This is a genomic window from Nostoc linckia z4 (genome assembly GCF_002608075.1).
Classification (GTDB): Bacteria; Cyanobacteriota; Cyanobacteriia; order Cyanobacteriales; family Nostocaceae; genus Nostoc; species Nostoc linckia.
Genome location: NZ_LAHA01000006.1, coordinates 92,201 through 118,353 on the forward strand (window position 1 = coordinate 92,201; position 26,153 = coordinate 118,353).

Here is a 26,153-nt window from a genome sequence, read left to right on the forward strand (position 1 = left end):
ACGCATACCGCCAAAGGCGGAACTCGGAGAGTAGGTGCAAAGACACAAAGAATCAACCTTTAGCCTTGGTCAAAAATCTCAATTCATCCGGCATTTATGGAACGCCTAAAATTGTTATCCTAGCTTCAACTTAATTTCAAAACATCACTCATGGTTGCACAATAATTTGGCAAACCAAAACTGCTAGGATTAACCGCATTTTCATAAGTGAAATGTCGATAATTCATGCAAAACCTATCCCAAGCAGCCATACGAATGCGGAACAAAACAATAATCAAATTTGCTAAAGCTATGGATACAGGAATGCGAAAGTAAATCTTTTTGCCAAAATAAGCACAAACTTCTTCCACTGCTTGGTTAGCAGTTAATTTTGCTTGACCTAAAACAAATCTACGCCCTTGTTCATTTTGAGGAGGATGTTCAATTAAATATTGCACCACAGTGGCAATGTCTCGCCCGTGGATAAAATGAAAACTGCCATCTGCATTCAAAAAGCGAATCAAATTAATATATTTAGTAACTTCTCTAATACCAGATGAAACAGCAGAATAGGGTTTATTAGTATCACCACCCAAAACTATAGTTGGAAAAACCGTGGTAATTTTGGGTGCTATTTCTAATTTTTCTTTTTGATGTAAGCATTCATATTTAGAACGAATATAATCTGTACCGATTTCCCCAGCTTCTTTTAATGGTTGATTGTAGTTATCCAAAACGCTAGCTGTGGAAAAATAAATTACCTGTTGGCATTTATTTGGATCTAACAGCTTCATCAACTCTATAGTTTTGTTGACATTAATATCAAATGTCTGCTCACCACCCCAAGCTGTGGCAGTGAGTACCGCTATATCAATTGTTGATAGCAAATCGGCAAATTTGCTAATGTTTTGCATATCACCTTGCAAAACATTGATACCTGGACGTGCCTGGGTATCAAGTTGCAGTTTAGCGGGGTTTCTAACTAACAAAAACAGTTCATAATCTGTTTCTTGAATTAAGGCTTCTATTAAATAATGACCTACACAACCACTTGCACCAGTCACTAAAATCCGTTTCTGGCTCATAAATAATTTCTAAAAAGTTAGGATTTAAAAATCAAGATTTAAGAATAAAGTTAAAAGTTCCGAATCAGCTTTGTAAATTTTAGATTTTAGATTTTAGATTTTGGATTTTTTCTACAATCCAAAATCCAAAATTCAAAATCCAAAATTGAATAACTCCTAAGCCGTAACTGCTGCCAAATTCAGTTGCTTTGCGGTTTCAAAGAAGAAAGCGACATTTTCTTCTGGAGTTTCTGGTAAGACACCGTGACCGAGATTGAGAATGTGACCCCAATTGCCGGCTTTGCGAACGGTATCATAAATGCGATCGCGGATAAATTCTTTAGAGCCAAATAGCACACCTGGGTCAAGATTTCCTTGGACTTTCACTTGTTTGCCCAATCTTGCCCGTGCTTCTGCCATATCCACAGCCCAGTCTACAGTGACGATATCTGCGCCGGATTTGCCCATTCTTTCCAACACGCCTGCACTACCGCTAACTAACAAAATTAACGGTGTATCGGGGTGGGTTTGCTTCACTTGTTGGAAAACTCTCTGCTGATAAGGCAGAGCAAAGGTGTCATAATCTTGGGGACTTAATTGACCCGCCCAAGAATCGAACATTTGTACCACTTGAGCGCCAGAGTCAATTTGATAGCGGGCATAAATGGCAATGGCATCTGCGAATTTTGTTAACAATTGATGCAAGATCGTGGGGTCAGAAAACGCCATATTTTTAATGACGGAATAGGTTTTAGAACCTTTTCCTTCCACCGCATAAGCGGCTAAAGTCCAAGGCGCACCCACAAAGCCCAACACCGTTGATTTATCGCCTACTTCAGACCGTAGCGCCTGCAAAATTGTTTTGATGAATGGTAGAGCTGCTTCTGGTTCTAAGGGACGCAGGTTATCAATTTGCTCTTGAGTGCGGAGAGGCGAATGAATGATTGGCCCTTTACCTTCGGCAATGTCCATATCAATGCCCAAACCAGGTAATGGGGTGACAATATCAGAAAATAAAATTACTCCATCTGGCTGGAAGGCTTTCCAGGGTTGCAAGGAAACTTCAATTGCGACTTCTGGAATTTCCGAGCGATCGCGAAACGAAGGATACTTATCTCTCAAGTCTCGATATGCTTTCATATATCGTCCTGCTTGTCGCATCATCCATACAGGGGGACGATCTACTACTTCACCACGAGCAGCACGTAAGAGATGAGGAGTTGTTAACGAAACGCTCATTTATCACTTCATCCTAAGTCACTTTTTTATGCCATTGTTTAGCTTATCATTCTGGGATTACGCTTTTTCAGAATTAAGGGGACTGGGGGCTAAGGACTAGGGACTGAGAACTGGGAAATAGGATAAAACAGAAATCAATATTGAATTGGGCATAGGGCATAGGGCATGGGGCATGGGGCATTGATTATTTCTCCCCATCTCCCCATCTCCCCATCCCCCAATCCCCAGTCCCTAATCCCCAATCCCCTTTTATGCAATCCGACTCCAACAGCCCCGATGGCTTGACATCAGCTAATAACGAGCCTAGCCCAGGAAAATTTTTGATTCCGCGATCGCAGCGACAGAAATTCTTTTTTCAGTTTACCTTAATGACCCTCATCGGATGGGTTGTTGGCGGTGTTGCCAGTATCGCTTTAGAAAAACTGATTCTCGAAAACTTGTCTTTAGATTCGCAAGGCTGGAGTATTGTGGTTAGATGTCTGAGCAATGTTGCCTTTGCGCTGATTTTTTCTGCGGATCAAGCCCTTGTGGTTTATCGATATCTATCTGGTTGGCAATGGATATTTGCTACTAGTGTTGGTTGGTTAATTGCCAACGGCGTTTCTACAGCTTGGATTAACTATATTTCATCCATTGCCGGGTCGTTCAATGAAGCTTTATCACCAGAACAGACTTTGATTTTAGGATTTCTATCTGCCATTGCTTATATTATTTCTGGCATTTGGCTAGGGATTTGCCAATGGCTGGTTTTAAGAAAATATACAGCAAGTGCTTGGTGGTGGAATTTTCTACCTTCAATTTCTTTCTTATTAATTACTATTTTGGTTTGGTTACTTTTTATTGTGCAAAATCTAATTCCCGAAGCCAGCCGTAATTTTATCTTGTATTGGAGTGGACAAGCGTTAACAGCAATGATTCTCGGAGCCATACCAGCAATTGGCTTGTGTACTTTGAAGAGAAATTTACCTAGTCAAAGTAAAATTGTTCGCTGATTCGATGCTTTATTTGGACAAAGCCCTACATACCCGTCAGTCACTCCTGTTTACGGTTAACTGTCAACATAATAAAGAATGCGTGACAGTCTATAAACTAGCATGAGTATCATACCAAGGTTCTTTAATGTTGAGTTTCTCTAGCAGTGTTCTGCCCCCAGGTAATTTGGAAACAATTCCATTTACTCCCAGGATTCTAGAGTTCAAAAAAATGCCTTTGTAAACGTCAATTATTTCTCTTTCCGAAAGCCAATTTCCTGGTGTTTCTTCTCCAAACAGTCCGCTAGCACCATATTCAAATTTATATGGTACATACTGACCTTCTTGTGCTGGTGAGGGACAAACTTGTTTTGGTACTTCTGCTTGATTAATGGCTTTGAATTTCTGATAACCAAGTTCTTTAAACACTGCAAATTCATTCAGCAAAGCATTCCAAGAAGTTTTTGTGGATTCTATAGAAATAAATTTTGGTTTGCTTGCAAATTGTCTTAATGCTTGTACGCACAATATTTCAGTACCTTCAATATCAACTTTCAAATAGTAGGGAATGCCAAATTTTTCCAGGATTTTTTCAAATCGGCATCCTTCTACTGTTGTCTCGATGAAAGGGGTACTAAAGGTAGTTTCGGTTTTTTTAACTCTATCTAATGAAGTTGTACCCCAAAAGGTTTGGTTTGAATTTGTATAAAATGTGACTGGTTCATCTTTGGTTGACACAGCAATATTTAGCAGGGTAAGCTGGTCATTTTCAATGAAGTTATTGAATCGTTCTTTCACTGATTTATAAATCTGAGGATCGGCTTCTATACCAATTACTCGAAAGCCTTTTTTTAAGTAAAATTCTGTATCTTGACCCGTGTGAACGCCGACATCAATGATTAAATTTTTGTCCATACATTCCTTATTTTTTTAATTCTGTGTTTGCCAACTTTTCCGAAGCAAGTTTTAAAAATTGCTATGGTGTAAAATTTATCGATCGTCGATGGCCAATGTCCCTGCATCTGCGTCTAAAGTTGCTTTGACACCAACTGGTAAGGCTGCATTGGGGCTATCGTGACCAAAAGGCAAATCGGAGACTACAGGAATCCCCAAATCCCCCAAGCGATCGCGCAATACTTCTTCGACGCTAAAACTAGGCACGTTTGGCGGGGCTTCACAACGAGTAAAACCGCCCAAAGCAATGCCGCGCACTTTTGCTAAAGCACCACTTAAACGCCACTGGGTAAGCATTCTATCGATGCGATAGGGCGCTTCTGTGACATCTTCCAGTGCCAAAATTACGCCATCAAAATTTGGCTGAATTGGTGTATTTAAAAGATGAGTTGCTACTGTCAAGTTTCCTGGTAATAAAGTGCCAGTTGCAATGCCACCACCCCAACCACAACCTTTGATCGGAGCCAGACAACGACCTTCCACCAAATCAAACAATCGCTGGATTGACCAATCTGGTTCATCAGCAAGGGTTGTCAGCACAGCGCCGTGAACGCCGACAATATCCACGTTATAAAGACTCCATAAAAGTGCAGTGATGTCAGAAAAGCCAATCAGCCACTTGGGAACTTCTGAATTTTGTTGCCAATGCCAATTTTCTAAGATGCGAGTGCTACCGAAACCACCTCTGGCACAGAGGATACCGCGACAATTGGGATCTTGCCATGCTGCTGCTAGCTGGTGACGGCGGTTTTCATCGTCACCGGCTAAATATCCCCATTTATCATCTATCTTGGGACTGACTTCAACTTGGTAGCCATGCGATCGCCAAATTTCTATACTTTGTGTAAATGCCTCAAATTCTCGTAAAGCACCACTAGGAGCAATAACTCGCAGCAAGTCACCGGGTTTGAGGGGTGCTGGTAGGATTTTAGATTTCATTGAGGTTGTATGGAATCCCAAATTGAGTCGAGGTTAGCTTGGGCTTTTTCCAGTGCTATTTCTGGAGATTCACCAAGTATGGCGGCTTCAATCGCTCGACCAAGAGCATCAGACAAACGACTATAGCCAGGAATAATTGGTCTGTAACCCGATACAGACATTTGGTCAAGAAAAGTTTTGAAAATAGGTTTTTGTTTGAGAAATTCTTGATAAGCTTGACTTTCGGCTGATTTAATATTTGTTGGTAAAAAACCCGATTTAATACTCCATTCTGTTTGGAATTCTTGACTCAAAATATATTCAAAAAACTTGAGTGCGGCTTGTTCTTTTTCGGGTGTAGTTTTCATCAAAAATAAATTTCCAGTGCCTTTAACAGAAGCTTGCTGGAGATTTGCAGGTATGGGAAACGCTTGGAAATCAACGTTAGACTTCATAATGAAAGTCCAGGGCCCTGTGATTTGCATCGCCACACGACCTGAAATAAAAGCGTCTTCCTCATAACCTCGTTCTGGGGGAGAAAGGGTTGCTGAACCATCTTTTAATAGATCTTGCCAAAATTGTAAGGCAGCGATCGCTCCCGGATTCGTCAAATTTGGGCGATTATTGGTGACAATTTCTCCCTTAGCGCTTAATAAAAACCCGAACCAACTAAAAACAGTCCATTCTCCCTTTCCTAAAGGCAATAAAATTCCATATTGTTCTGGTCGATTGTCGCCATTGCGGTCTATGGTTAGTTTTTTGGCAACTTCTCTCAATTCTTCCCAATTTTTTGGTGTTTGGGTAATTCCTGCTGCTTGGAAAAGTTTAGGGCGGTAAAAAATCCCCATATTCGCAGTAGTGAGAGGAACTGACCAAATGTGACCGTCAAATTCCAATTCTTCAAATAAATTAGGAAAAATTTCCGACTTTTGTGGCAATTTTGAAAGCCATTCTTCTAGAGGTCTAATTGCTTCTAACTCTACAAATTGACCTGTCATTTGTGGAGAAAATGACAACATATCTGGAGCCGCATTGCCAATCACAGCTGTCAAAATTTTTGGTAATATTCCATCTACTCCTACATAGACAGATTCTACATAAACATCACTTTGAGTTTCATTAAATTTATCGATTAATTTATTAAATACATCCCGATTACCAGGTGGATTCATACTGTGCCACAGTGTGATATGAATTGCACCATTGTTTTTTGGTGTTGTACTTTGACAACTAGATAAGAATAGTAGAGATAAACTTAGGATAATTCCTAAAAATAAATTTCTCCATTTATAACTAGTATGCTGATGAAATATATTTTTTATTGACTTTAAATAAAAGTTAATGTTCATACCAAATATCTAGCTACATTTAGGAGATTTTATCCATAAAAATTTTTGTGGTACTAGTTTCTGTTCTAGTATAAATATAAGTTTCTGGTTCTTTGATTTTCTGAGTTTTAAAAATTTTTTCAGCGCGAGACCACAACTCTGCATCTTCTCCATAATCAACATTATTAAATCCTTTTAATTCCCAGAATACCTTTCTTTTGCCGAAAAATGTCCCACCCACAACGCATTCTCGAATACTAATTTTTTCACCTGGTTTAAAACAATCGGCAACGAAAAACTCTTCTTCGATTTCGTATCCTCCTTCAATTAAATCAATTTCCGGATTGGCTTGCATATATTCCCAGCGTGACTTTAGATGATTTATTTTGTATGTATCATCGCTATCTATAAATGTAATGTAGTTCCCAAAAGATGCTTGAATACCAGCATTTCTTGAATAAGCAGCTTTGCGATTTTGATGTTTTAAATAACGGATATTATGGAATTTTTGTAAATAATCATTAACCACTGTAAAAGTGTTATCTTGACTACCATCATCCACTACAATTAATTCCCAACGATCAAAGGTTTGATTAATAATACTATCAATGCAATTATTTAAATACTTTTCGCGATTGTATGTAGCTAATATTACTGAAACTTCTGGCGACGAAGTAAAATTTATGGTATTCATCAGTGGTTTTACAAATTATTCAAAGGCATTAGATTATCATGAGCAAAGATTGAAAAACGTTGGTAAATTCTTCAGTAAATTTTCAATTATTTGGTCTTGAAATTAGTCAAAATTTTAATTCTTAACTAATTTGGATTTTGAATTTTAACTTCCAACTTTTTACTAAAGTTCATTGGTTGCAATAATAGCATTGAAAATTTCAACCATTTTTCTGGATGAAAAATGTATTTTCTCCCATTGTTGTGAAGTTATGAACAACTGTAAAATCTTAACATATAACTTTTCGCATCTTCTAAAAATTTGTTAGGTCATCACTGACTTTTGTATGGAGGATAGAATCAAAATCGAAGTTTTTTCATCAGGAAGTCACAAGGAGTAAAGAGAACTTTGGCAGTTACAAAAAAGCGATCGCTCTGAAGATGTCGTTTTATTGAAAAATATTGTAAGTACCTATATAAAAGTCAAAGCTGATGTTTGACCATCTATCCTTTGGGGTGAGTAGTTTAGAAAGCAGTCTAACCTTCTATGACGCGGTGCTTGCGCCCTTGGGTATCAAGCGACTGTTTAGTTTAACTGACATTGCTGGTTATGGCACTGACAGTTTTCCCAGGTTTTGGCTTGTGAGTCGCCAAAAGTTTACCCATGAAGTATCAAGGGGCTTTCACCTGGCATTTATCGCCAATAATCGTCATGCTGTCGATGCTTTTTACGAACAAGCGATCGCTTCCGGAGCTAAAGACGATGGTAAACCAGGATTGCGTCCACATTATCACCCCAATTATTATGCCGCTTTTGTAATCGATCCCGACGGATATCGCATAGAAGCTGTTTGTCATGAACCGACATAATTGGGCATGGGGCATTGGGCATTAGTCATCAGTCATTAGTTTTTCCCCGCGTCACCCCATCTCCCCATCTCCCCACCTCCCCACCTCCCTCATCTCCTACTCTGGCAAACCCTCCACCCGCATCAAATCTAATTCACGTTCAAATATTTCATCAATGGGCAACATTTGACCATCAACAGTCATAAATTTATGGTCTTTTGTTGCTCGAATCACTGAACCGTCTTCTAAACTATATTCAAACACTTCTTGCTGTCCGCGATGATGCCACTGGGCGATGGGTTGACTATAAATATTTCCATTACCATCGACGCTGTAGACGCTACATTCAATACCTTTTTCTACAATTTCTCCAATGGGTAAAAATCCATATTCTACCGTCAAAATTTCAGTGTCATAACTTAAACAATATTCAGCAAACTTCAACATTTGCTCGAATAATTCATCAGCAACTTGTTTTTTGACACCATTTTTTGCTGCACCATCGACAAATTTTTCCCGCTGTTTTTGCATCTCCGAAACTTTCTTTTTACCCATTGCCCGACGCAACAAATCAGCTTGTCCCAAGGAATAGCCAGCCATATCTTGAGCAATTTTCATGATTTGCTCTTGATAGACCATGATTCCATAAGTTTCATCTAATATTGGTTCTAAAATATTGTGTTCGTAATCAATTGTTTCTCGGCCGTGTTTACGATTAATAAATTTCGGAATCAGTCCCGCATCTAATGGGCCTGGTCGATAAAGTGCCAAAATCGAAGAAATATCTTCTATATTAGAAGGTTTTAAATCTCGGACTATTTGACGCATTCCCGAAGATTCTAATTGAAATATTCCTTCTAACTCGCCTGCTTCTAATAGTTCGTAAGTTTTCCTGACTTCCTTAGGTAAAATGGTATGTTCGCCTTTAGCTAATATATTTTGGGCTTTTCTTTCGCCACGGGTGATTTCATCTGGGTCAATCCTATATCCTTTATTTTCTTCGATTAAATCAAGAGTTTTTTGAATCAGGGTCAAGTTACGCAAACCCAAAAAATCCATTTTTAACAAACCCAATGATTCCAAGTCTTCCATGAAATATTGAGTAATTACAGAACCGTCATTATTCTTTTGTAGCGGCACAATTTCATCTAGTGGTTCATCTGAAATCACTACACCGGCTGCATGAACTCCAAAGGTTTTGTTTGTTCCTTCAATTCGCATCGCCATATCAACCCAATGGCGGACTCTTGGGTCTCGATCGTATTTTTCTTTAAACTCTGCTTCTGGAGTTGCATCAGAAATCATTACCTTGAGTTTTGTAGGTTTTCCCCGCACCACAGGAATTAATTTCGCCATTTTGTCGGCTTCGCCATAAGGAATATTTAATACTCTGGCCACATCTTTCAAAACAGCTTTAGAAGTTAAGCGGTTAAAGGTAATAATTTGGGCAACTCTATCTGCACCATATTTCTCTGTTACGTAATCAATAACTTTATCGCGTTGTTCAATACAGAAATCCGTATCAATATCAGGCATGGATTTCCGTTCTGGATTTAAAAATCGCTCAAATAGTAACCCGTGATGTACGGGATCAATGTTAGTGATTCGCATTGCATAAGCGACTAACGAACCAGCGGCGGAACCTCTACCAGGGCCAACGGGAATATTATTATCTCTGGCAAATTTAATGTAGTCCCATACAACTAAGAAGTATTTGGAAAAACCCATTTGCTGAATCATTTTCAGCTCGTATTCCAATCTTTCTTTGTAGACGGTATCTACTTCATTTCGTGATTTGCGATTTAATCTTTCTAAAAGTCCAATCCATGCAACTTCTTCGGCGTAAGTATCAGCAGTATGACCGGAAGGAATTGGCGGAGTAGGAATTTGAGGCTCACCCATAATATGGTAAGGCTCGACTTTATCGGCGACTTCTTCAGTGGTGGCTACAGCTTCTTCAATTACATCATCTGGTAAATGGTCGCGAAATAGCAGCTTCATCTCTTCGGCAGATTTTAGATATTCTGTGCCGCTATAACGCATCCGATTATCTTCAATAATTAGCTTGCCGGTTTGAATACACAGCAAGGCGTCGTGGGCTTCAACGTCAAAACAAGAAATAAAATGCGAATCATTGGTAGCAACAAATTTAATACCTAATTCCCGCGCAATTTTAACTATTTCAACATTTACAATTCGGTCTTCTTGAGAACCGTGGTCTTGAATTTCTAAATAATAATCATCACCAAATACATCTTTATACCACTGAGCAACTTTCCTGGCTGCATCTGGTCTGCCACTGAGAATTGCTTGGGGCACTTCTCCGCCCAAACAAGCGCTGGTAACAATCAAGCCTTCATGATATTGTTTGAGTAAATCTTTATTAATACAAGGACGAGAAAAAATTCCTTTGCCTTGAACGCCTTTAAGATTAGAAATACTAGTTAATTTGACTAAATTTTTGTAACCTTTTGTATTTTTAGCTAAAACAACTTGATGATATTTGGGACGGCGTTCTTGTTTCTCAATATCGCCGTTAATGATATACATTTCGTTACCGATAATCGGCTTAATATTTTGACTGCGGCAAATTTTAATTAATTCAACCGCACCATACATAACACCATGATCGGTAAGGGCGATCGCCTTCATTCCCATAGCGATCGCTCGTTCCACTAACTCTGGTAGCTGACTTGCTCCATCAAGCAAACTGTAGTCACTGTGAATATGCAAAGGGACAAAGGACATAAGCGCCTCCAAACACAAGCCAAAAATATCTCTAGGAGCTTACCGGATTTTGCAAAGCAACGGAATCTTACATTAGCAGTTTTTACCCAAAAATAAAGCTTTTGTTTTTCCGGATTTGCCACTGTCACCAGTGTTGTTTTAATAGTTACAACAGTTAATCCGCATCTAACCAATGAGTCATCCAGAAAGTAGCACTCCGCCTGAAACCAGAGCTAGGCCTTGGTGGCAGCGTATTCCTCTGACGTTACAAATTGTCATCGCCCTAGTAGTCGCCATTAGCGTCGGAATTGTCCTTGGTGCAGGAAATCCCAGCCCCAGCAATGCCGCCCTAATCAACAATTTAGCAATTCCGGCTGAGTTGGTGCTAAAGGCTCTCCGCGCCCTAGCTACGCCTTTGATTTTGGTAGCAGTGCTACATACTTTAATGACTACAAATATCCCTGGAACCACGGGACGGCGGCTATTTGTACTACTTTTAACCAACACTACTGTAGCTATTTTAGTGGGACTCTTCGTCGCAAACGTTCTACGTCCCGGAACCTGGGGCAATGTAGTCACTTCAACAAATACGCAAATTACAAGTCAAAGCCTCGATCCTTGGGGACTGCTCAAAGATGCAGTACCGGAAGCAGTTCTTAAGCCGTTAGTTGATAATAACGTCATTCAATTGATTGTCATTGCTCTGAGTTTTGGCATTGTGCTGCGGGGATTAAAATCCGAACAAATTGCCCAAGGAAAAAACGGATACCAACCCATTGAAGATGTCATCGGCATTTTGTTTGAAGCAGTAGTCCGCATCCTCAATTGGGTAATTGCCTTAGTACCGTTTGCAGTGTTTGGCATTGTAGCTAAAACTGTTGCTAAAGAAGGTTTTGCCCCCTTTCAATCTTTAGGGGCATTCATTGTCGCGGTACTAGCAGCACTGTTTTTACAAGCATGTTACTACCTCACCAGAGTCAAATTTAATTCTTGGGTACACCCACTAAAATTTCTAGCTGGCGGTTCTGATGCCTTTTTGACGGCTTTTTCGACTTCTTCCTCTGCCGCCGCCATGCCTGTAACCTTCGAGGTTTTGCAAACAAAAGTCGGTTTAAGGGAATCCTCCGCTGCCTTGGGAGCATTGGTAGGAGCAAATTTCAACAATGATGGCACTGCCCTTTATGAAGCCATGTCTGCATTGTATATTTCTCAATTAATTGGGCAACATCTAAGCTTGGGACAGCAAGTAATTGTCATCCTCACTTCGATTTTTGCATCGGTGGGTGCAGCGAATATTCCCAATGCTGGACTAGTAACAATGACATTGGTGTTTACTTCTGTAGGTTTACCTACCCAATACATAGCTTTACTAGTGACTGTAGACTGGTTTTTGGATCGCTGCCGCACTGCCATTAATGTTATGGGAGACATGACTGTTAGTACTTTACTAGACGGCAAAAAGCCTCGTATTGTAGACGACGAGGCTTGAGCAAGTCAAAAAAAGGAATTGCAGCAGCTTTTAAGCTAGTTAATGCTGTTGAGGCCCTTTCGCGTCACATTCTTTAGTCCAGCAGCGTTCTAGCATTTGAAGACGCCACATCAATGCAAAGCGATGGGGATTCCATACTAACTTAGTATCGGGACTAAATAAGGGCTGGTTCAGATATTGCCAAAGAGGAAATTTAATTTTGATGTCTTTTGGTGTCATAAGAACAATAAATATTAAAAAGTTTAGTGGGAATAGTTGTCTTTTTGCTTAGTAACTGCCTGACACTGTTTTTCTAGTTAAAGACTACACTGGGTTTCTACAATTGTCTTGGTGGCAATTGCGGAATTTCCACAGTTCAATCATGTTCTCTACGCTTTAATACTTAAATTCAATCTAACTTTCGATCTCGATCTAGAAAAGCTCTGCGTGAATATATCTTTTGTAACTTTTCTTAATATTGAAGACGCTCGTAACTCACCTTTGAGGTAAATTTTATAGCTTTATTTATAAACTTATAAAGCGGTGGAGAAAAAATAATGACACAGTTTTTTCGATGGTAGATATAGGAACATTCTGCAAAAACCATCGCACATAGGTCAAAACTCAAGTAATGCAAGCAACTCAAGTTCCTTACTAATCATAAAAGTCATGGAATAAATGACTAATATCAAGTCTGGTTAATTAGTTATAATTGCCAAAATTATTACACGACATCTCGAAGCACTCCCAGGAAACAGGGATAAGAGACAAAATCTAGCTTTGGCTGTTAACAGTCAACAACCGGCACAAGTAGTTATGCTTTTTTCGCGTCCATTGGCTTCATTAATGACTAAGTAAATGTGAGAAATTGTCAAACAATGTTTGCAAAATTGTTAAGAAACATTTGATTAATGAATAGGTTACAAATTGAGAGGCTTTAAGTTTTAGCAAAAAAAATTTCAGGCGTTAAAATCAAGTTTAATTGAGGCATTTTTCTATTTAGCGAAGTATTGCTCAAGGAAACTTCCGTTCTCGTACTTCTAAAGCATAATCTTGCACCGCTTTCGTAATTGTCTCCCGTAAATTTGTGTAAACTTTGGCAAATGGCGGACTTTTTTCTGCAAGACCGAGAATATCTGAGGTAACTAAAACTTGACCGTCACAGTGAGGCCCTGCACCAATACCAATTGTGGGAATGGTAAGTTTTTGTGTAATTTGCATTGCCAAATCTGCGGGGATATGCTCTAACAACATACCAAAAGCACCGGCTTGTTCGAGAGCGATCGCTTCACTTAAAATTCTCTCACTGGCTTCTTGGGTTTTACCCTGTTGTCGCAAACCGAGTTGATGTACTGATTGCGGCGTCAAACCCACATGACCCATAACTGGAATTCCCGCTTTTACCAAACGAGCCACAGTTTCCACCATTTCTGGATAACCACCCTCTAACTTTACACCTTGCGCCCCGGTTTCTTTCAAAACCCTACCAGCTGAATGTATTGCTTGTTGGATGCTTTCCTGGTAGCTCAAAAACGGTAAATCAACCAGTAAAAAAGCGCGTTTAACTCCTCGACGTACAGCTTTAGCGTGGTAGATTGTTTCATCTAAAGTTATTGGCAGAGTTGTTTGGTAGCCTAAAACTACTGCCATTGAGTCACCCACGAGGATTAAGTCTACACCAGCTGCGTCCAAGAGTTGGGCGATCGCATAATCCCAAGCGGTTAACGCCACAATTGAACGTCCCTGTTGTTTCCATTGAATTAATTGCTGGGTAGTGATTGCCATTGCCAATTTTAGATTTTAGATTTTGGATTTTAGATTGGGGATTTAGGTATTGGTTATTAAGTATTGGATGTTAGGAATCAATTTTCCTAGTCCCCAGTCCCTAGTCCCCAGTCCCTAATCTCTACTTCACGGCGCGACTAAAAGCAAGATGGGGTTTTGCACTGCTCATTTTCGGCATTAACCAAGCTAGACCTTCACTAGTACCGATCCACAATTTGTTGCCGATGTCAGGTGCAAGGGCAAGAATGCGACTAGAAGGAAGTCCAGCAACTTCAGCGTCTAACACAGCTCCGGTATTTGGATTTAATCGTAACAAACCATCGTGAGTACCGACCCAGACACTACCATCTTTGGCAAAACGCACTGCTGTAACGTTACGCCCCCGCAGCCGCGTTACAGACCGCAACACTGCCCCAGTTTTGGGATTAATCACTAGCAAATTATTTGGCATTCCCGCCCAAATCAACCCTTCTGGACTAATAGCTAAGGCTTGGACAGTGGTTCCGGGTAAATCTGCAATTCGCTTCATAATTGCAGCACTGGCAGTATTAACCCGCACCACTCCATCAAGAGTACCAACCCACAGCTGACCCTCTGCGTCTAAAGTCAAAGTGTTGGCGCTAACACCAGGCAGATTTTTTAATGTAGTCATAATCAAGCCTTGGTCGGGACTAATTAAAGCTAAACCACTGTCAGTTCCAGCCCACAAATAGCCGCGCTTGTCAACTAAAAGGGACAACACCCGTTTAGAAGGCAAAAATAAATTCTGTGCAGTAATTTCGCTTGTGCGGGGATCTACTCGCATCAATCCACCATAACTTCCCACCCACAAGCGTCCTACTTTGTCTTGGACTAAAGCGCCAATGGCAACATTCGGTAAACTTACACGAGAAACAATCTTGCCAGTTTTCGGGTCAATCCGCGATAGTCCCCGCCAAGAACCCACCCAAAGATTACCTGTAACATCCGCCACTAAGTTGGCGACACGATAATCCGTTTCTGGCGAATTTTCTTGCACTCCCCGTTCATCGGGTAAAGGATCTACTCGCGGAGGCGGTGGTGAAGACGGGTAAGCAGGAGCTAAATCAGATGAATTAACATCAGGAGTTTTTTGTGCCCATCCCATACTCGGCAGAGTTATTAACCCCAGCAAGATAGAAGAAATCAATAAACTAGTACGCTTGCAAAACAACACCACGATGACATTTCCTTTGGAGACACTACCCATAGCCGTTATCAAAACTGGCTTTTGGTTAACTTCAGTGTTCCCCTCCCTCGGAATTTTTAAACATTGGGCATTGGGCATTGGGCATTGGGCATTGGGCATTGGGAATGCAGACTGTTGACTGTTGAATGCTGACTGAGGAGTTAAAAGTTATTCTTTTTATCCCCATCTCCCCATCTCCCCATCTCCCTATCTCCCGATCTCCCCATCTCCCCATCTCCCCATCTCCTTATCTCCCCATACCCCATTCCCTAAACACCATTAATGACATTTTGTAAATCTTTCTTAACAAAATGTTTAAATCTTTATGTAATAACAAATTTAAATAAATAAGTTAAAAACTTTCAAAGAATAACTTATCGAATTCTTGATATATTGTGAAACAAGCTACAAATTTCGTGGTGTGCAATTCTTTTATCTTTTGCTCACCACTCTGCTAAATCTCTGTCAAGTAAATTCTTTTGTGGTATCTTTCCCAACTAAGGAGAAGATAAAAGGACTATGGAGGGGGGAATGTGTGCCAGCCAGGTCAATCCCCTGAATATGCCATGTTATGAGAGAATTATCTAAATGCTGCCCGCAAAGTGCGGAAGTTTTGGTGAAATTGAGAAGGTTTAGTCGGGTGCGAGAAGAGAAACAGATAAAAAAGAATTTTGATGTGTAGGCAGAGGAAGGAGTAGAAGCGCTAGGTCGTCTGCCCAAGCATGGGAGAACACTGGTAATGAGGGTTACCTTCACTACCAAAGTATAGGCCGCAAAAAAAGTGCTAAACTCTGCCGAAAACAACCCATAACAAAAATTTTTCCCGATCTTCTCCCCGCTCAAGGGGGAAAGAGCGGGGTGTGGGAAAGTTGCACAATACGTGATTTGATAAGTAAAAAGAGTGACTTCTGGGAAGGATAAAATATGTCTTACGCTCAAACGAAGACTCAGAGCAAATCTGGGTATCAAGCCGGGGTTAAGGATTACAGATTAACTTATTACACCCCCGATTACACACCTAAAGATACAGACCTTCTAGCAGCATTCCGCGTTACGCCCCAGCCTGGAGTTCCTCCCGAAGAAGCAGGCGCGGCTGTAGCGGCTGAGTCTTCCACTGGTACTTGGACAACTGTGTGGACAGACTTGCTCACCGACCTCGATCGCTACAAAGGTCGTTGCTATGACATCGAACCAGTTCCCGGTGAAGACAACCAATTTATTTGCTATGTTGCCTATCCTCTGGATCTGTTTGAAGAAGGTTCTGTAACCAATGTGTTGACCTCCATCGTAGGTAACGTATTTGGTTTTAAAGCCCTGCGGGCACTGCGTTTGGAAGACATCCGCTTTCCAGTAGCTTACATCAAGACCTTCCAAGGCCCTCCCCACGGTATCCAAGTTGAGCGTGACAAATTAAACAAATACGGTCGTCCCTTGTTGGGTTGTACCATCAAACCAAAATTAGGTTTGTCAGCGAAGAACTACGGACGCGCTGTATATGAGTGCTTGCGCGGTGGTTTGGACTTCACCAAAGACGACGAAAACATCAACTCTGCACCATTCCAAAGATGGCGCGATCGCTTCTTGTTCGTATCTGAAGCTATTGCCAAAGCCCAAGCAGAAACCGGCGAAATCAAAGGTCACTACCTCAACGTTACCGCTCCCACCTGCGAAGAAATGCTGAAGCGGGCTGAGTACGCTAAAGAACTCAAACAGCCCATCATCATGCACGACTACCTGACAGCAGGTTTCACCGCTAACACCACATTGGCTCGTTGGTGCCGTGACAACGGTATTCTGTTGCACATCCACCGCGCTATGCACGCTGTTATCGACCGTCAAAAGAACCACGGTATCCACTTCCGTGTATTAGCTAAAGCCCTACGCTTGTCTGGTGGTGACCACATCCACACCGGTACCGTAGTTGGTAAGTTGGAAGGTGAGCGCGGTATCACAATGGGCTTCGTTGACCTATTGCGTGAAAACTATGTTGAGCAAGACAAGTCTCGTGGTATTTACTTTACCCAAGACTGGGCTTCTCTACCTGGTGTAATGGCAGTTGCTTCTGGTGGTATTCACATCTGGCACATGCCTGCACTCGTAGAAATCTTTGGTGATGACTCCGTACTGCAATTCGGTGGTGGTACTCTCGGTCACCCCTGGGGTAACGCTCCTGGTGCTACAGCTAACCGCGTGGCTTTAGAAGCTTGCATCCAAGCTCGTAACGAAGGTCGCAACTTGGCTCGTGAAGGTAACGACATTATCCGCGAAGCCGCTAAGTGGTCTCCTGAATTAGCCGTTGCTTGCGAACTCTGGAAAGAAATCAAGTTTGAGTTTGAAGCTATGGATACCGTCTGATCCAAAGTTACGAGTTAGAAGTTAGGAGTTAAGAGTTACATTAATTCATAACTCATAACTCATAACTCATAACTCATAACTCTTAAGGGCTGGGGCCAAGCATGAATCTCAAGCAAATTGCGAAGGACACAGCCAAGACTCTCCAAAGCTACCTGACATATCAGGCGCTAAGGACAGTATTGGCGCAGCTGGGCGAAACTAATCCTCCATTGGCAGTGTGGCTGCATAACTTTTCTGCGGATAAAGTTCAAGACGGAGAAGCTTACATAAAGCAACTGTTTCGAGAAAAGCCGGATTTAGCATTGCGGATTATGACTGTCAGAGAGCATATTGCCGAGGAAGTCACTGATTTCTTACCGGAAATGGTTCGCACTGGCATTCAGCAAGCCAATATGGAACAACGTCGCCAGCATCTAGAACGCATCACACAAATAGATACATCAAACCCCAGTCTCTATCCAGAACAGCAAACAACCTCAGACCCAAATAACGAACAGTGAATAGTCAGCAGCGATAACTGGTGACTGATAACTGACAACTGAAGTCAACCGCAATCCTTTAATACTAAAGCTATGCAAACTCTACCAAAAGAGCGTCGTTACGAAACCCTTTCTTATCTGCCTCCTCTGTCTGATGCTCAAATTGCCAAGCAGATCCAGTACATCTTGAATCAAGGTTACATTCCAGCGGTTGAATTCAACGAAACCTCTGAGCCAACAGAATTATACTGGACACTGTGGAAGCTGCCTTTGTTCGGCGCTAAATCTACTCAAGAAGTGTTGAACGAAGTTCAATCTTGCCGTTCTCAATATTCCAACAATTACATCCGCGTTGTGGGTTTTGACAACATCAAGCAGTGCCAAATTCTCAGCTTTATCGTTCACAAACCCAGCAGATACTAAAAACTAAAAGGTAAAAGCTAAAACCTAGTACCTTTGAAGTTGATTTATTAAGAGAGGCAATTAATTTTACCTCTCTTATTTTATTGCGTGTAAAACTTGACATCCTAAAAGTATTTATTCAATGAATTTACAGCTAAGTCAAGTTAGAATTTGTTTTATTGGTGACTCCTTTGTAAACGGTACTGGTGACCCTGAATGTCTGGGTTGGACGGGGAGAGTATGTGCTAATGCTAATAAAAAAGGTTATGACATCACTTACTATAATTTAGGGATTAGGCGCGATACGAGTAGCGATATAGCAAAGCGTTGGTTACAAGAAGTATCGCTGCGTTTGCCAAAGGAATATGATGCCAGAGTTGTGTTTTCTTTTGGATTAAATGACACAACACCAGAAAATGGTAAAACTCGTGTAGACTTAGCAGATTCGCTCAAAAATGCCCAGGAAATTTTAAATAAAGCGCAACAGTTATATCCTGTTTTAATGATTGGCCCAGCACCATATGTAGAACGAGAAGACCTTGAAAGAAGGCAAAGAAACAGAGATTTAACCCAAAATTTAGCTTTAATTTGTCAAAAGTTAAATGTGCCTTATTTAGATGTATTTCCAATTCTGGAAAAATCGAATATTTGGATAGATGAAGCAAGAGCTAATGACGGCGCTCATCCTAGAGCAGGAGGTTATACAGAATTTGCCAAAATCGTGGAAAATTGGGACGCTTGGTTAAATTGGTTTTCTTGAAGTTAATTAACAATTTAAAGTTTTTCAACGCAAAGGTACGCGGAGGTTGGCGCAAAGAGGCGCGGAGGTTTTATCCATTAGAGGTATTTTTATACATATAATTGGTATGAGATAAAATGTAGATTATTTACCTGAAAATCGCTGTAAATAAGTTTAGATAACTGCTATAAACAAAGAATTTATTATACTAAATTTAGCAACACTCCTTTGAGGAATCTGCTCATGACAACATCGATAGAACAAAACTTGAATAAAAGTATCCGCATTCCGCCGTTAGAAAGTGGGGATAGGCTGACTCGCCAGGAATTTGAACGCCGATATACTGCTATGCCTCATGTTAAAAAAGCAGAATTAATAGAAGGAATTGTATACGTGGCATCACCTTTGCGTTTTAATAGTCATGGAAAACCGCATGGAGACTTAATCATCTGGTTAGGCACTTATAAAGTTGCCACTCCTGGGGTTGAGTTGGGCGATCATGTCACAGTGCGCCTAGATTTAGATAATGAACCCCAGCCTGATGTTGTATTGTTGATTGATGAAAAGCTAGGCGGACAAGCACGTATTAGTGAAGATGATTATATTGAAGGCGCGCCAGAATTAATCGCTGAAGTAGCAGCTAGCAGCGCTGCTAATGATTTACATGATAAGAAAAAAGTTTACCGTCGGAACGGTGTCAAAGAATATATTGTTTGGCGAATATTAGAAAATCAACTAGATTGGTTCTGCTTAGAGGATGGTGAATATAGAGGGCTAGAAGCTGATATAAATAATATAATTAAAAGTCGGGTTTTTCCTGGCTTGTGGTTGGATGTAGAGGCATTATGTAAAGGGGAAATGGCAAAGGTTTTAGGAGTGTTGCAACAAGGTTTGAGTAGTGAAGAACATATAGAGTTTGTGCAAAGTTTAGCATAGAAGCTTTGGCTAATGGAATTCTTGGCTATAGAGAAAAAATCGACCTCTGTGGGTTTGTAATTATATTCAAAATCATCCTTAGGGAATAGAATTTGCAGTGATAGAGAGAAAACCTATCTCTGTGTTTCAAATTGTGTGAAAAAACCGATCGCCATCAATAATCAGCGAAAAGCGATCGCTATACCCAAAAAAACTTAACATTAACTTTAGAAGTGCTAGATATTTATAACATAGGTTCATGAGTTACTACATTGCTCCCCGATTTTTGGACAAACTTGCTGTCCACATCACGAAAAACTTCTTAAACCTTCCTGGGGTTAGAGTACCTTTAATTTTAGGCATTCATGGACGTAAGGGTGAAGGTAAGTCTTTTCAATGCGAGTTAGTCTTCGAGAAAATGGGTATCGAAGTAACTCTGATTTCTGGTGGCGAGTTGGAAAGTCCAGACGCAGGAGATCCAGCGCGGTTGATTCGGCTGCGCTACCGGGAAACAGCAGAACTGATTAAAGTACGCGGGAAAATGTGCGTGCTGATGATTAACGATTTAGACGCGGGTGCTGGACGCTTCGATGAAGGCACTCAATATACTGTAAATACACAGTTGGTGAATGCCACCCTGATGAATATTGCCGATAATCCCACAGATGTACAGTTACCGGGAAGCTATGACTCTACACCTTTACATCGCGTCCCGATTATTGTCACAGGTAATGATTTTTCCACCCTCTATGCACCCTTAATTCGGGATGGACGGATGGAGAAATTTTATTGGGAACCAGACCGAGATGATAAGGTGGGAATTGTCGGCGGGATTTTTGAAGCTGATGGACTTTCGCGGCGGGAAGTTGAACAGCTAGTTGATACTTTTGCCAATCAGTCCATTGACTTTTTTAGCGCATTGCGATCGCGGATTTACGACGAACAAATCCGCAAATTTATCCATGAAATCGGTTTTGAACGGGTATCCTTACGCGTGGTTAATAGCGTTGAAGGGCCACCACAATTTAAAAAACCAGATTTCAGCTTGTCTCACCTAATAGAATCCGGCCACTTGATGGTTGGCGAACAAAAACGAGTGGAAAATTCCAAATTAGTTGATGAATACAATCGACTGAATCGAGGTAGAAGTTATCAACCAGCACCACCGCCTGCTGTGACACCAACTAGCGAACCATCAACTAACGGTTTTCAGAAACACAATGTCTCAAGTACCCATTTGAGCCTAGAAACACAAGCACAAATCCGCCAAATATTGTCTCAAGGTTACAAAATTAGTATCGAACACGTAGATGAGCGTCGTTTCCGTACAGGTTCTTGGCAAAGTTGTGTTAACAGCCACATTGATGCCGAATCGGATGCAATATCGAATTTGGAATCTTCTTTGGCAGAATATAGCGGTGAATATGTGCGCTTAGTTGCGATCGATCCCAAAGCCAAGCGGCGAATTTTGGAGACAATTATTCAGCGGCCGAATGGTAAAAATTAAGGGACTTGCAAATAAAGGTGTTGCTGAATAATGGGATGATTTAAGCTGACACGGTGACACGGTGACACGGTGACACGGAGATATGGGGACACGGGGACACGGAGATATGGAGATACGGTGACACGGTGACACGGGGATTATGTCTTGATGTAAATTCTCAAATCATCCCGCAATTATGCGACGCCCAAATAAAAAAACATCCAATTTTTATTGAGGGGTAGACATATTGTTCATTAGTATTAACTGAAACATTAAGTTGATATTAATGCATATTGTCTGCCCTTAGTTATACCGTCATATATCTGAATATAGATTCGCTCTTGAGTATCCAGCCTTTACAGTAAGCAATATGAGGATATTTAGGAGATTAGTAATTTATGCCTGATGAGCATAGATTTGAGGAGAAATTATTATCCCAGGAAGTTGAAAGAAGAATATCTAAAAATTTAGATGAAGTAGAACAAATAGAGATAGACATACAAACCGATCTGTTGAAAATAGTGCAAGGACAAGCTGACGGAGTTTCGGTTACAGGCGAAGGATTAGTTATCCAAAAAGACATTCGCGTACAAGAAATAAAACTGCAAACTGATGCTTTCACCATCAATCCTCTAAGTGCTATTTTCGGTGAAATCAAACTAGATCGTCCAGTAAATGCCATTGCTAAAATGACACTGACAGAAGCAGATTTAAACCGCGCTTTGTCGTCAGAGTTTATTGACAACCAGATGCGAAACTTCAACTTGGATGTAGATGGCGAAATTGTCAGTTTTGAACCACAAGAAATTCAGGTATATTTACCTGGTGCTGGCAAAATAGAATTCAGAGGAAAGATATTGTTAAAGGAAATGGGAAAAACTAGGCCTTTAGCTTTCACTGCCATTGCTCGTCCCCGCAAAGATTCACAACCTGCTATGTTGGAGAGCTTTAACTGTACTGAGGGAGCAGGTGTTTCAATAGAATTAATTACAGCATTAATGCACAAAGCCAAAGATTTGATGAGCATACCATATTTTAAATGGGACGATATTATATTTCGGATTGAAGATTTAGAAGTGGAAACTGGAAATTTAATACTTCTGATAGAAGCCCAGGTAAATCAAATACCCTCATCAGATGTATTACCTCTTTAGTAGTATTGACACTAATTAAAGATAATTTTTGTTACTCATGGGTGATTTAAATTTGCCAAAAAATTTTTAAGCTTTATGAAGCTAATTAATTTCAAAGTAACCACTATGCAAGAGTATGATGTTGTGCTGATTGGTGCTGGACATAATGGGTTAGTTTGTGCAGCTTATTTATTGAAGGCTGGTTATAGTGTCCTGTTACTAGAAAAGCGTTCCGTTCCAGGCGGTGCAGCAACAACTGAAGAATGTTTACCACAAGAAGCTCCTGGATTTAAATTTAACTTATGCGCTATTGACCACGAGTTTATTCACTTAGGGCCAGTAGTTGAAGAATTAGAACTAGAAAAATATGGTTTGCATTATTTAGAGTGCGATCCTGTTGTTTTCTGTCCTCATCCTGATGGCAAATATTTCTTAGGGCATAAGTCGGTGGAAAAGACTTGTGCAGAAATCGCTCGTTATAGCGATCGCGACGCCAAAAAATATGCGGAATTTGTTGATTATTGGCAAAGGGCCTTAGGTGCAATGATTCCCATGTTTAATGCACCGCCGAAGTCAATTATTGACATCCTTGGTAACTATGACATCACAAAAATCAAAGATTTATTTTCTGTCATCGGTTCGCCAAACAAAACGCTGGACTTTATTCGCACCATGTTAACCAGCGGTGAAGATTTACTAAACGAGTGGTTTGACTCAGAATTTCTCAAAGCACCACTAGCAAGGCTAGCATCAGAACTTGGTGCGCCACCATCACAAAAAACCCTTGCCATTGGTGCAATTATGATGGCAATGCGTCATAATCCAGGGATGGCAAGACCCCGTGGTGGTACTGGCGCACTGGTACAAGCTTTGGTAAATTTAGTCAAAAGTAAGGGCGGCGTTATTCTCACAGACCAACACGTGGAAAAAGTTTTAATTGATGACGGTAAAGCTGTAGGCGTGCGAGTCGGTGGTGGTAAAGAATATCGTGCCAGACATGGCGTAATTTCTAATATTGATGCCAAGCGGTTATTCTTGCAAATGACTGATAAAAGCCAAGTTGATGGAGTCGATCCTGACTTGTGGGAAAGATTAGAACGCCGCATCGTTAACAACAACGAAACTATCCTCAAAATTGATTTGGCTTTGAACGAACCACTGCAATTTCCCCACCACGAACACAAAGATGAATATCTTGTTGGTTCCATCTTAATTGCAGATTCCGTGGCTCATGTAGAACAAGCTCATAGTAAATGTACCTTGGGAGAAATTCCTGATACCGACCCATCAATGTACCTAGTGGTACCCAGCTACTTAGATCCAACACTAGCACCCCCTGGCAAACATACTGCGTGGATTGAGTTTTTCGCCCCTTATCAAATTGCTGGTGCAGAAGGTACGGGTTTAAAAGGCACTGGTTGGACAGATGAATTGAAAAATAAAGTTGCAGACAGGGTGATTGATAAATTGGCGAACTATGCGCCGAATGTCAAAAATGCAACTATCGCCCGTCGTGTAGAAAGTCCAGCAGAACTCGGAGAAAGATTAGGTGCATACAAAGGAAATTATTACCATGTCGATATGACCTTAGATCAAATGGTATTTTTCCGTCCCTTGCCAGAAATAGCAAATTACAAAACCCCAATTGAGAATTTATTTCTCACTGGCGCAGGAACTCATCCAGGCGGTTCCATTTCTGGAATGCCGGGACGCAATTGTGCCCGTGTATTTTTGCAGGCAAAGCATCCCATCAGTCAAACTTTGAAGGACGCAAGAGATTCGATTAAGTCTACTGTCGGGTCAGTATTTGGAATGATTTAAGCTTTGCTTTTTAAAGCCGTTTTCATCTATTTCAGGACTTACGCAAGTGTCACAAAAAATTTTATTTTTTGCTTGTAGTAAGCGACTCTAGCCCTTATTTTAAGGACTAAAGTCATAACTACAAACTTCAAATAATATGCCAGTTGCGTAAGTCCCATAGGAATCAAGTTTGATTCCTGAAATTATTTGTGTAGTAGGCAACAGTCTTCTATGTTTTTTTACTTGGAAGTCCCTTATTGCAGTCGAAGCATAGTTGAGGACATAAATTGACAGTAAAACCCAGACACCAAGAGACTTTCTTTCCCTATTGCCTGTTGCCTGCTATAGCTCAGGAAGCTCTACATTCAACAATTGCTTTATGTGTATTGAATATGTTATTCTAGGTATCAAAAAAAAAGTATAAATTTTCATCAAAAGTTTTTTGTCAAAAAATTACGAACCGAATGAGCAAAAATTACTAAACATTTGATAATATTCAAAAATAACAAAAGTTGAATAACAGAATTATAAGTTCTGTAGACAAAGCATGGTTTGTAGGTACGGATTTGTTGCATCTAGCCTAATAGTATTCTTTGGATTTGGTTGTAGTAATGGAGCAAATTCATGGACAGAAAATACTAGACAAGTAGTCCAGGAAACTAATGTAAGCCAGCTTTTTGTAGAAGCAAAGGCAAGCCAAAAAGCAGAAGTTTTATTTGCTCAAGGCAATGATTTATTAGATAAACAGCGTTACGAAGATGCAATCCAAGTATATGACAAAGCGATCGCCATGAAAGCTGAGATTCCTGAAGCTTGGATAAACCGAGGCATAGCTTTAACATCATTGCATCGCTATCAAGAAGCCATTGCATCTTACGATCGAGCCATCGCCATCAAGCCTGACAAAGATGAAGCCTGGTATAACCGTGGCATAGCCTTAACATCTCTACAACGTTACAAAGAGGCTCTTGCATCGTATGATAAAGCGATCGCCATCAAACCTAACAAATATGAAGCTTTAACTAACAGGGGCATTACCTTAATAAAATTGCAACGCTATCAACAAGCAATTGCATCTTATAATCAGGCGATCGCCATCAAAAAAGATTTGCACCAAGCATATTACAACAAAGCTTGTGCTTATGCTTTACAAGGCAATGTAGAATTAGCAATTGAAAACTTAGATCGAGCGATTCAATTTGTTCCTGGAAAATATAAAAAATTAGCTAAAACTGACCCAGACTTTCACAAAGTGCGTAGTCAAAAACAGTTCCAGAAATTACTGCAATAAACTTCTTGCAAAAGTAGAGAAAAGCTTAAGGGGTAAAGGGTAAGAAAAAACCTTTACCCTTTAACGTTTTTGTTTTCCCCTGTTCTGTTGTAAAACCATAGGAAGGGATTGGGGGAAAAGTCTTTTGATGTCTAATATCATGTTCGGATGAATACTTGACAAGCAATATGAACTTCCCTTGTGGTCTGGGAAAAGGTTAAGGGGTAAGGGGTAAAGGATAGACTTCTAAGAGAAGTCGGGGAAAGGAGGTGCATGTTTGGTATTTTCCCTTTCCCCAATAAAGATGTATCCCTTTGACCACAAAAGTGCAAAAAGCACTCTTGTGCAAGAGGTCTGATGTATTTAAAACCTTTCCCCATTCCCCTTTCCCCATTCCCCTTTCCCCTTTCCCC

At 40.5% G+C, this 26,153-nt stretch carries 22 protein-coding genes; 12 read left to right on the forward strand and 10 right to left on the reverse strand.

Going from position 1 to position 26,153, the window contains the following annotated elements:
* Positions 1-125 precede the first annotated feature (125 nt).
* Both VF06_RS07980 and hemE read right to left on the reverse strand, forming a co-directional pair.
* On the reverse strand, positions 126-1,064 hold the full coding sequence (locus VF06_RS07980; RefSeq protein ID WP_099067002.1) for an NAD-dependent epimerase/dehydratase family protein: 939 nt from the start codon (positions 1,062-1,064) through the stop codon (positions 126-128).
* Positions 1,065-1,220: 156 nt separating this feature from the next.
* Positions 1,221-2,282: a uroporphyrinogen decarboxylase gene (hemE, locus tag VF06_RS07985; RefSeq protein WP_099067001.1), complete on the reverse strand. Its 1,062-nt coding sequence runs from the start codon at positions 2,280-2,282 to the stop codon at positions 1,221-1,223.
* A gap of 251 nt (positions 2,283-2,533) precedes the next feature.
* Here hemE and VF06_RS07990 point away from each other — a divergent pair, with 251 nt between their 5' ends.
* Positions 2,534-3,274, forward strand: coding sequence for a hypothetical protein (locus VF06_RS07990; RefSeq protein WP_099067000.1), 741 nt, complete (start codon positions 2,534-2,536; stop codon positions 3,272-3,274).
* 90 nt (positions 3,275-3,364) lie between these two features.
* On the opposite strand, the gene VF06_RS07995 is transcribed toward VF06_RS07990, so the two are convergent.
* The 4 genes from VF06_RS07995 to VF06_RS08010 all read right to left on the reverse strand — a co-directional run bounded on the left by VF06_RS07995 (position 3,365) and on the right by VF06_RS08010 (position 7,147).
* The gene (locus tag VF06_RS07995) at positions 3,365-4,168 is read right to left on the reverse strand and encodes an FkbM family methyltransferase (protein ID WP_099066999.1); all 804 of its coding nucleotides are present in this window, start codon (positions 4,166-4,168) and stop codon (positions 3,365-3,367) included.
* A 75-nt stretch (positions 4,169-4,243) separates the two neighbouring features.
* Entirely contained in the window at positions 4,244-5,146 is a 903-nt protein-coding gene (locus VF06_RS08000; RefSeq protein ID WP_099066998.1) for a S66 peptidase family protein, read from the reverse strand.
* Positions 5,143-6,474, reverse strand: a complete 1,332-nt coding sequence (locus tag VF06_RS08005) for an ABC transporter substrate-binding protein (RefSeq protein ID WP_099066997.1) — start codon at positions 6,472-6,474, stop codon at positions 5,143-5,145. Before VF06_RS08005 ends, VF06_RS08000 begins: the two co-directional genes overlap by 4 nt.
* A gap of 19 nt (positions 6,475-6,493) precedes the next feature.
* Entirely contained in the window at positions 6,494-7,147 is a 654-nt protein-coding gene (locus tag VF06_RS08010; RefSeq protein ID WP_099066996.1) for a glycosyltransferase family 2 protein, read from the reverse strand.
* A 470-nt stretch (positions 7,148-7,617) separates the two neighbouring features.
* Here VF06_RS08010 and VF06_RS08015 point away from each other — a divergent pair, with 470 nt between their 5' ends.
* Positions 7,618-7,995, forward strand: a complete 378-nt coding sequence (locus tag VF06_RS08015) for a VOC family protein (RefSeq protein WP_099066995.1) — start codon at positions 7,618-7,620, stop codon at positions 7,993-7,995.
* A gap of 96 nt (positions 7,996-8,091) precedes the next feature.
* Here the strand turns inward: VF06_RS08015 and VF06_RS08020 are convergent, their stop codons facing one another.
* Complete coding sequence (locus VF06_RS08020; RefSeq protein WP_099066994.1) at positions 8,092-10,722, reverse strand: DNA polymerase III subunit alpha; 2,631 nt, start codon at positions 10,720-10,722, stop codon at positions 8,092-8,094.
* A 172-nt stretch (positions 10,723-10,894) separates the two neighbouring features.
* Between VF06_RS08020 and VF06_RS08025 the strand changes: the two genes are divergently transcribed.
* Positions 10,895-12,190 carry a dicarboxylate/amino acid:cation symporter gene (locus VF06_RS08025; protein ID WP_099066993.1) on the forward strand — a complete coding sequence of 432 codons (1,296 nt, stop codon included), beginning with the start codon at positions 10,895-10,897 and terminating at the stop codon, positions 12,188-12,190.
* Between the two features lie 993 nt (positions 12,191-13,183).
* Here VF06_RS08025 and panB read toward each other — a convergent pair.
* The 3 genes from panB to VF06_RS40460 all read right to left on the reverse strand — a co-directional run bounded on the left by panB (position 13,184) and on the right by VF06_RS40460 (position 15,396).
* Positions 13,184-13,954, reverse strand: a complete 771-nt coding sequence (panB, locus tag VF06_RS08035; RefSeq protein ID WP_099066991.1) for a 3-methyl-2-oxobutanoate hydroxymethyltransferase — start codon at positions 13,952-13,954, stop codon at positions 13,184-13,186.
* A 121-nt stretch (positions 13,955-14,075) separates the two neighbouring features.
* On the reverse strand, positions 14,076-15,182 hold the full coding sequence (locus VF06_RS08040; protein WP_099066990.1) for a ligand-binding sensor domain-containing protein: 1,107 nt from the start codon (positions 15,180-15,182) through the stop codon (positions 14,076-14,078).
* Positions 15,183-15,213: 31 nt separating this feature from the next.
* The gene (locus VF06_RS40460) at positions 15,214-15,396 is read right to left on the reverse strand and encodes a hypothetical protein (RefSeq protein WP_180267274.1); all 183 of its coding nucleotides are present in this window, start codon (positions 15,394-15,396) and stop codon (positions 15,214-15,216) included.
* A gap of 689 nt (positions 15,397-16,085) precedes the next feature.
* On the opposite strand from VF06_RS40460, the gene VF06_RS08050 reads away from it, so the two are divergent.
* The 9 genes from VF06_RS08050 to VF06_RS08090 all read left to right on the forward strand — a co-directional run bounded on the left by VF06_RS08050 (position 16,086) and on the right by VF06_RS08090 (position 25,761).
* Entirely contained in the window at positions 16,086-17,516 is a 1,431-nt protein-coding gene (locus VF06_RS08050) for a form I ribulose bisphosphate carboxylase large subunit (RefSeq protein ID WP_099066989.1), read from the forward strand.
* Positions 17,517-17,617: 101 nt separating this feature from the next.
* Positions 17,618-18,016: a RuBisCO chaperone RbcX gene (rcbX, locus tag VF06_RS08055; protein ID WP_096537938.1), complete on the forward strand. Its 399-nt coding sequence runs from the start codon at positions 17,618-17,620 to the stop codon at positions 18,014-18,016.
* Between the two features lie 72 nt (positions 18,017-18,088).
* Positions 18,089-18,418, forward strand: coding sequence for a ribulose bisphosphate carboxylase small subunit (locus tag VF06_RS08060; protein WP_073640462.1), 330 nt, complete (start codon positions 18,089-18,091; stop codon positions 18,416-18,418).
* A 121-nt stretch (positions 18,419-18,539) separates the two neighbouring features.
* Positions 18,540-19,157, forward strand: coding sequence for a GDSL-type esterase/lipase family protein (locus VF06_RS08065; RefSeq protein ID WP_099066988.1), 618 nt, complete (start codon positions 18,540-18,542; stop codon positions 19,155-19,157).
* Between the two features lie 222 nt (positions 19,158-19,379).
* Positions 19,380-20,072, forward strand: coding sequence for a Uma2 family endonuclease (locus VF06_RS08070; RefSeq protein WP_099066987.1), 693 nt, complete (start codon positions 19,380-19,382; stop codon positions 20,070-20,072).
* A gap of 238 nt (positions 20,073-20,310) precedes the next feature.
* Positions 20,311-21,558, forward strand: coding sequence for a RuBisCO small subunit-like domain-containing protein (locus VF06_RS08075; RefSeq protein WP_099066986.1), 1,248 nt, complete (start codon positions 20,311-20,313; stop codon positions 21,556-21,558).
* Positions 21,559-21,935: 377 nt separating this feature from the next.
* Positions 21,936-22,691 carry an LmeA family phospholipid-binding protein gene (locus VF06_RS08080; protein ID WP_099066985.1) on the forward strand — a complete coding sequence of 252 codons (756 nt, stop codon included), beginning with the start codon at positions 21,936-21,938 and terminating at the stop codon, positions 22,689-22,691.
* 105 nt (positions 22,692-22,796) lie between these two features.
* A complete protein-coding gene (gene crtO / locus VF06_RS08085) occupies positions 22,797-24,491 on the forward strand; it encodes a beta-carotene ketolase CrtO (RefSeq protein WP_099067067.1) in 1,695 nt (564 codons plus the stop codon).
* Positions 24,492-25,017: 526 nt separating this feature from the next.
* The gene (locus VF06_RS08090; RefSeq protein WP_099066984.1) at positions 25,018-25,761 is read left to right on the forward strand and encodes a tetratricopeptide repeat protein; all 744 of its coding nucleotides are present in this window, start codon (positions 25,018-25,020) and stop codon (positions 25,759-25,761) included.
* Positions 25,762-26,153: the final 392 nt, after the last annotated feature.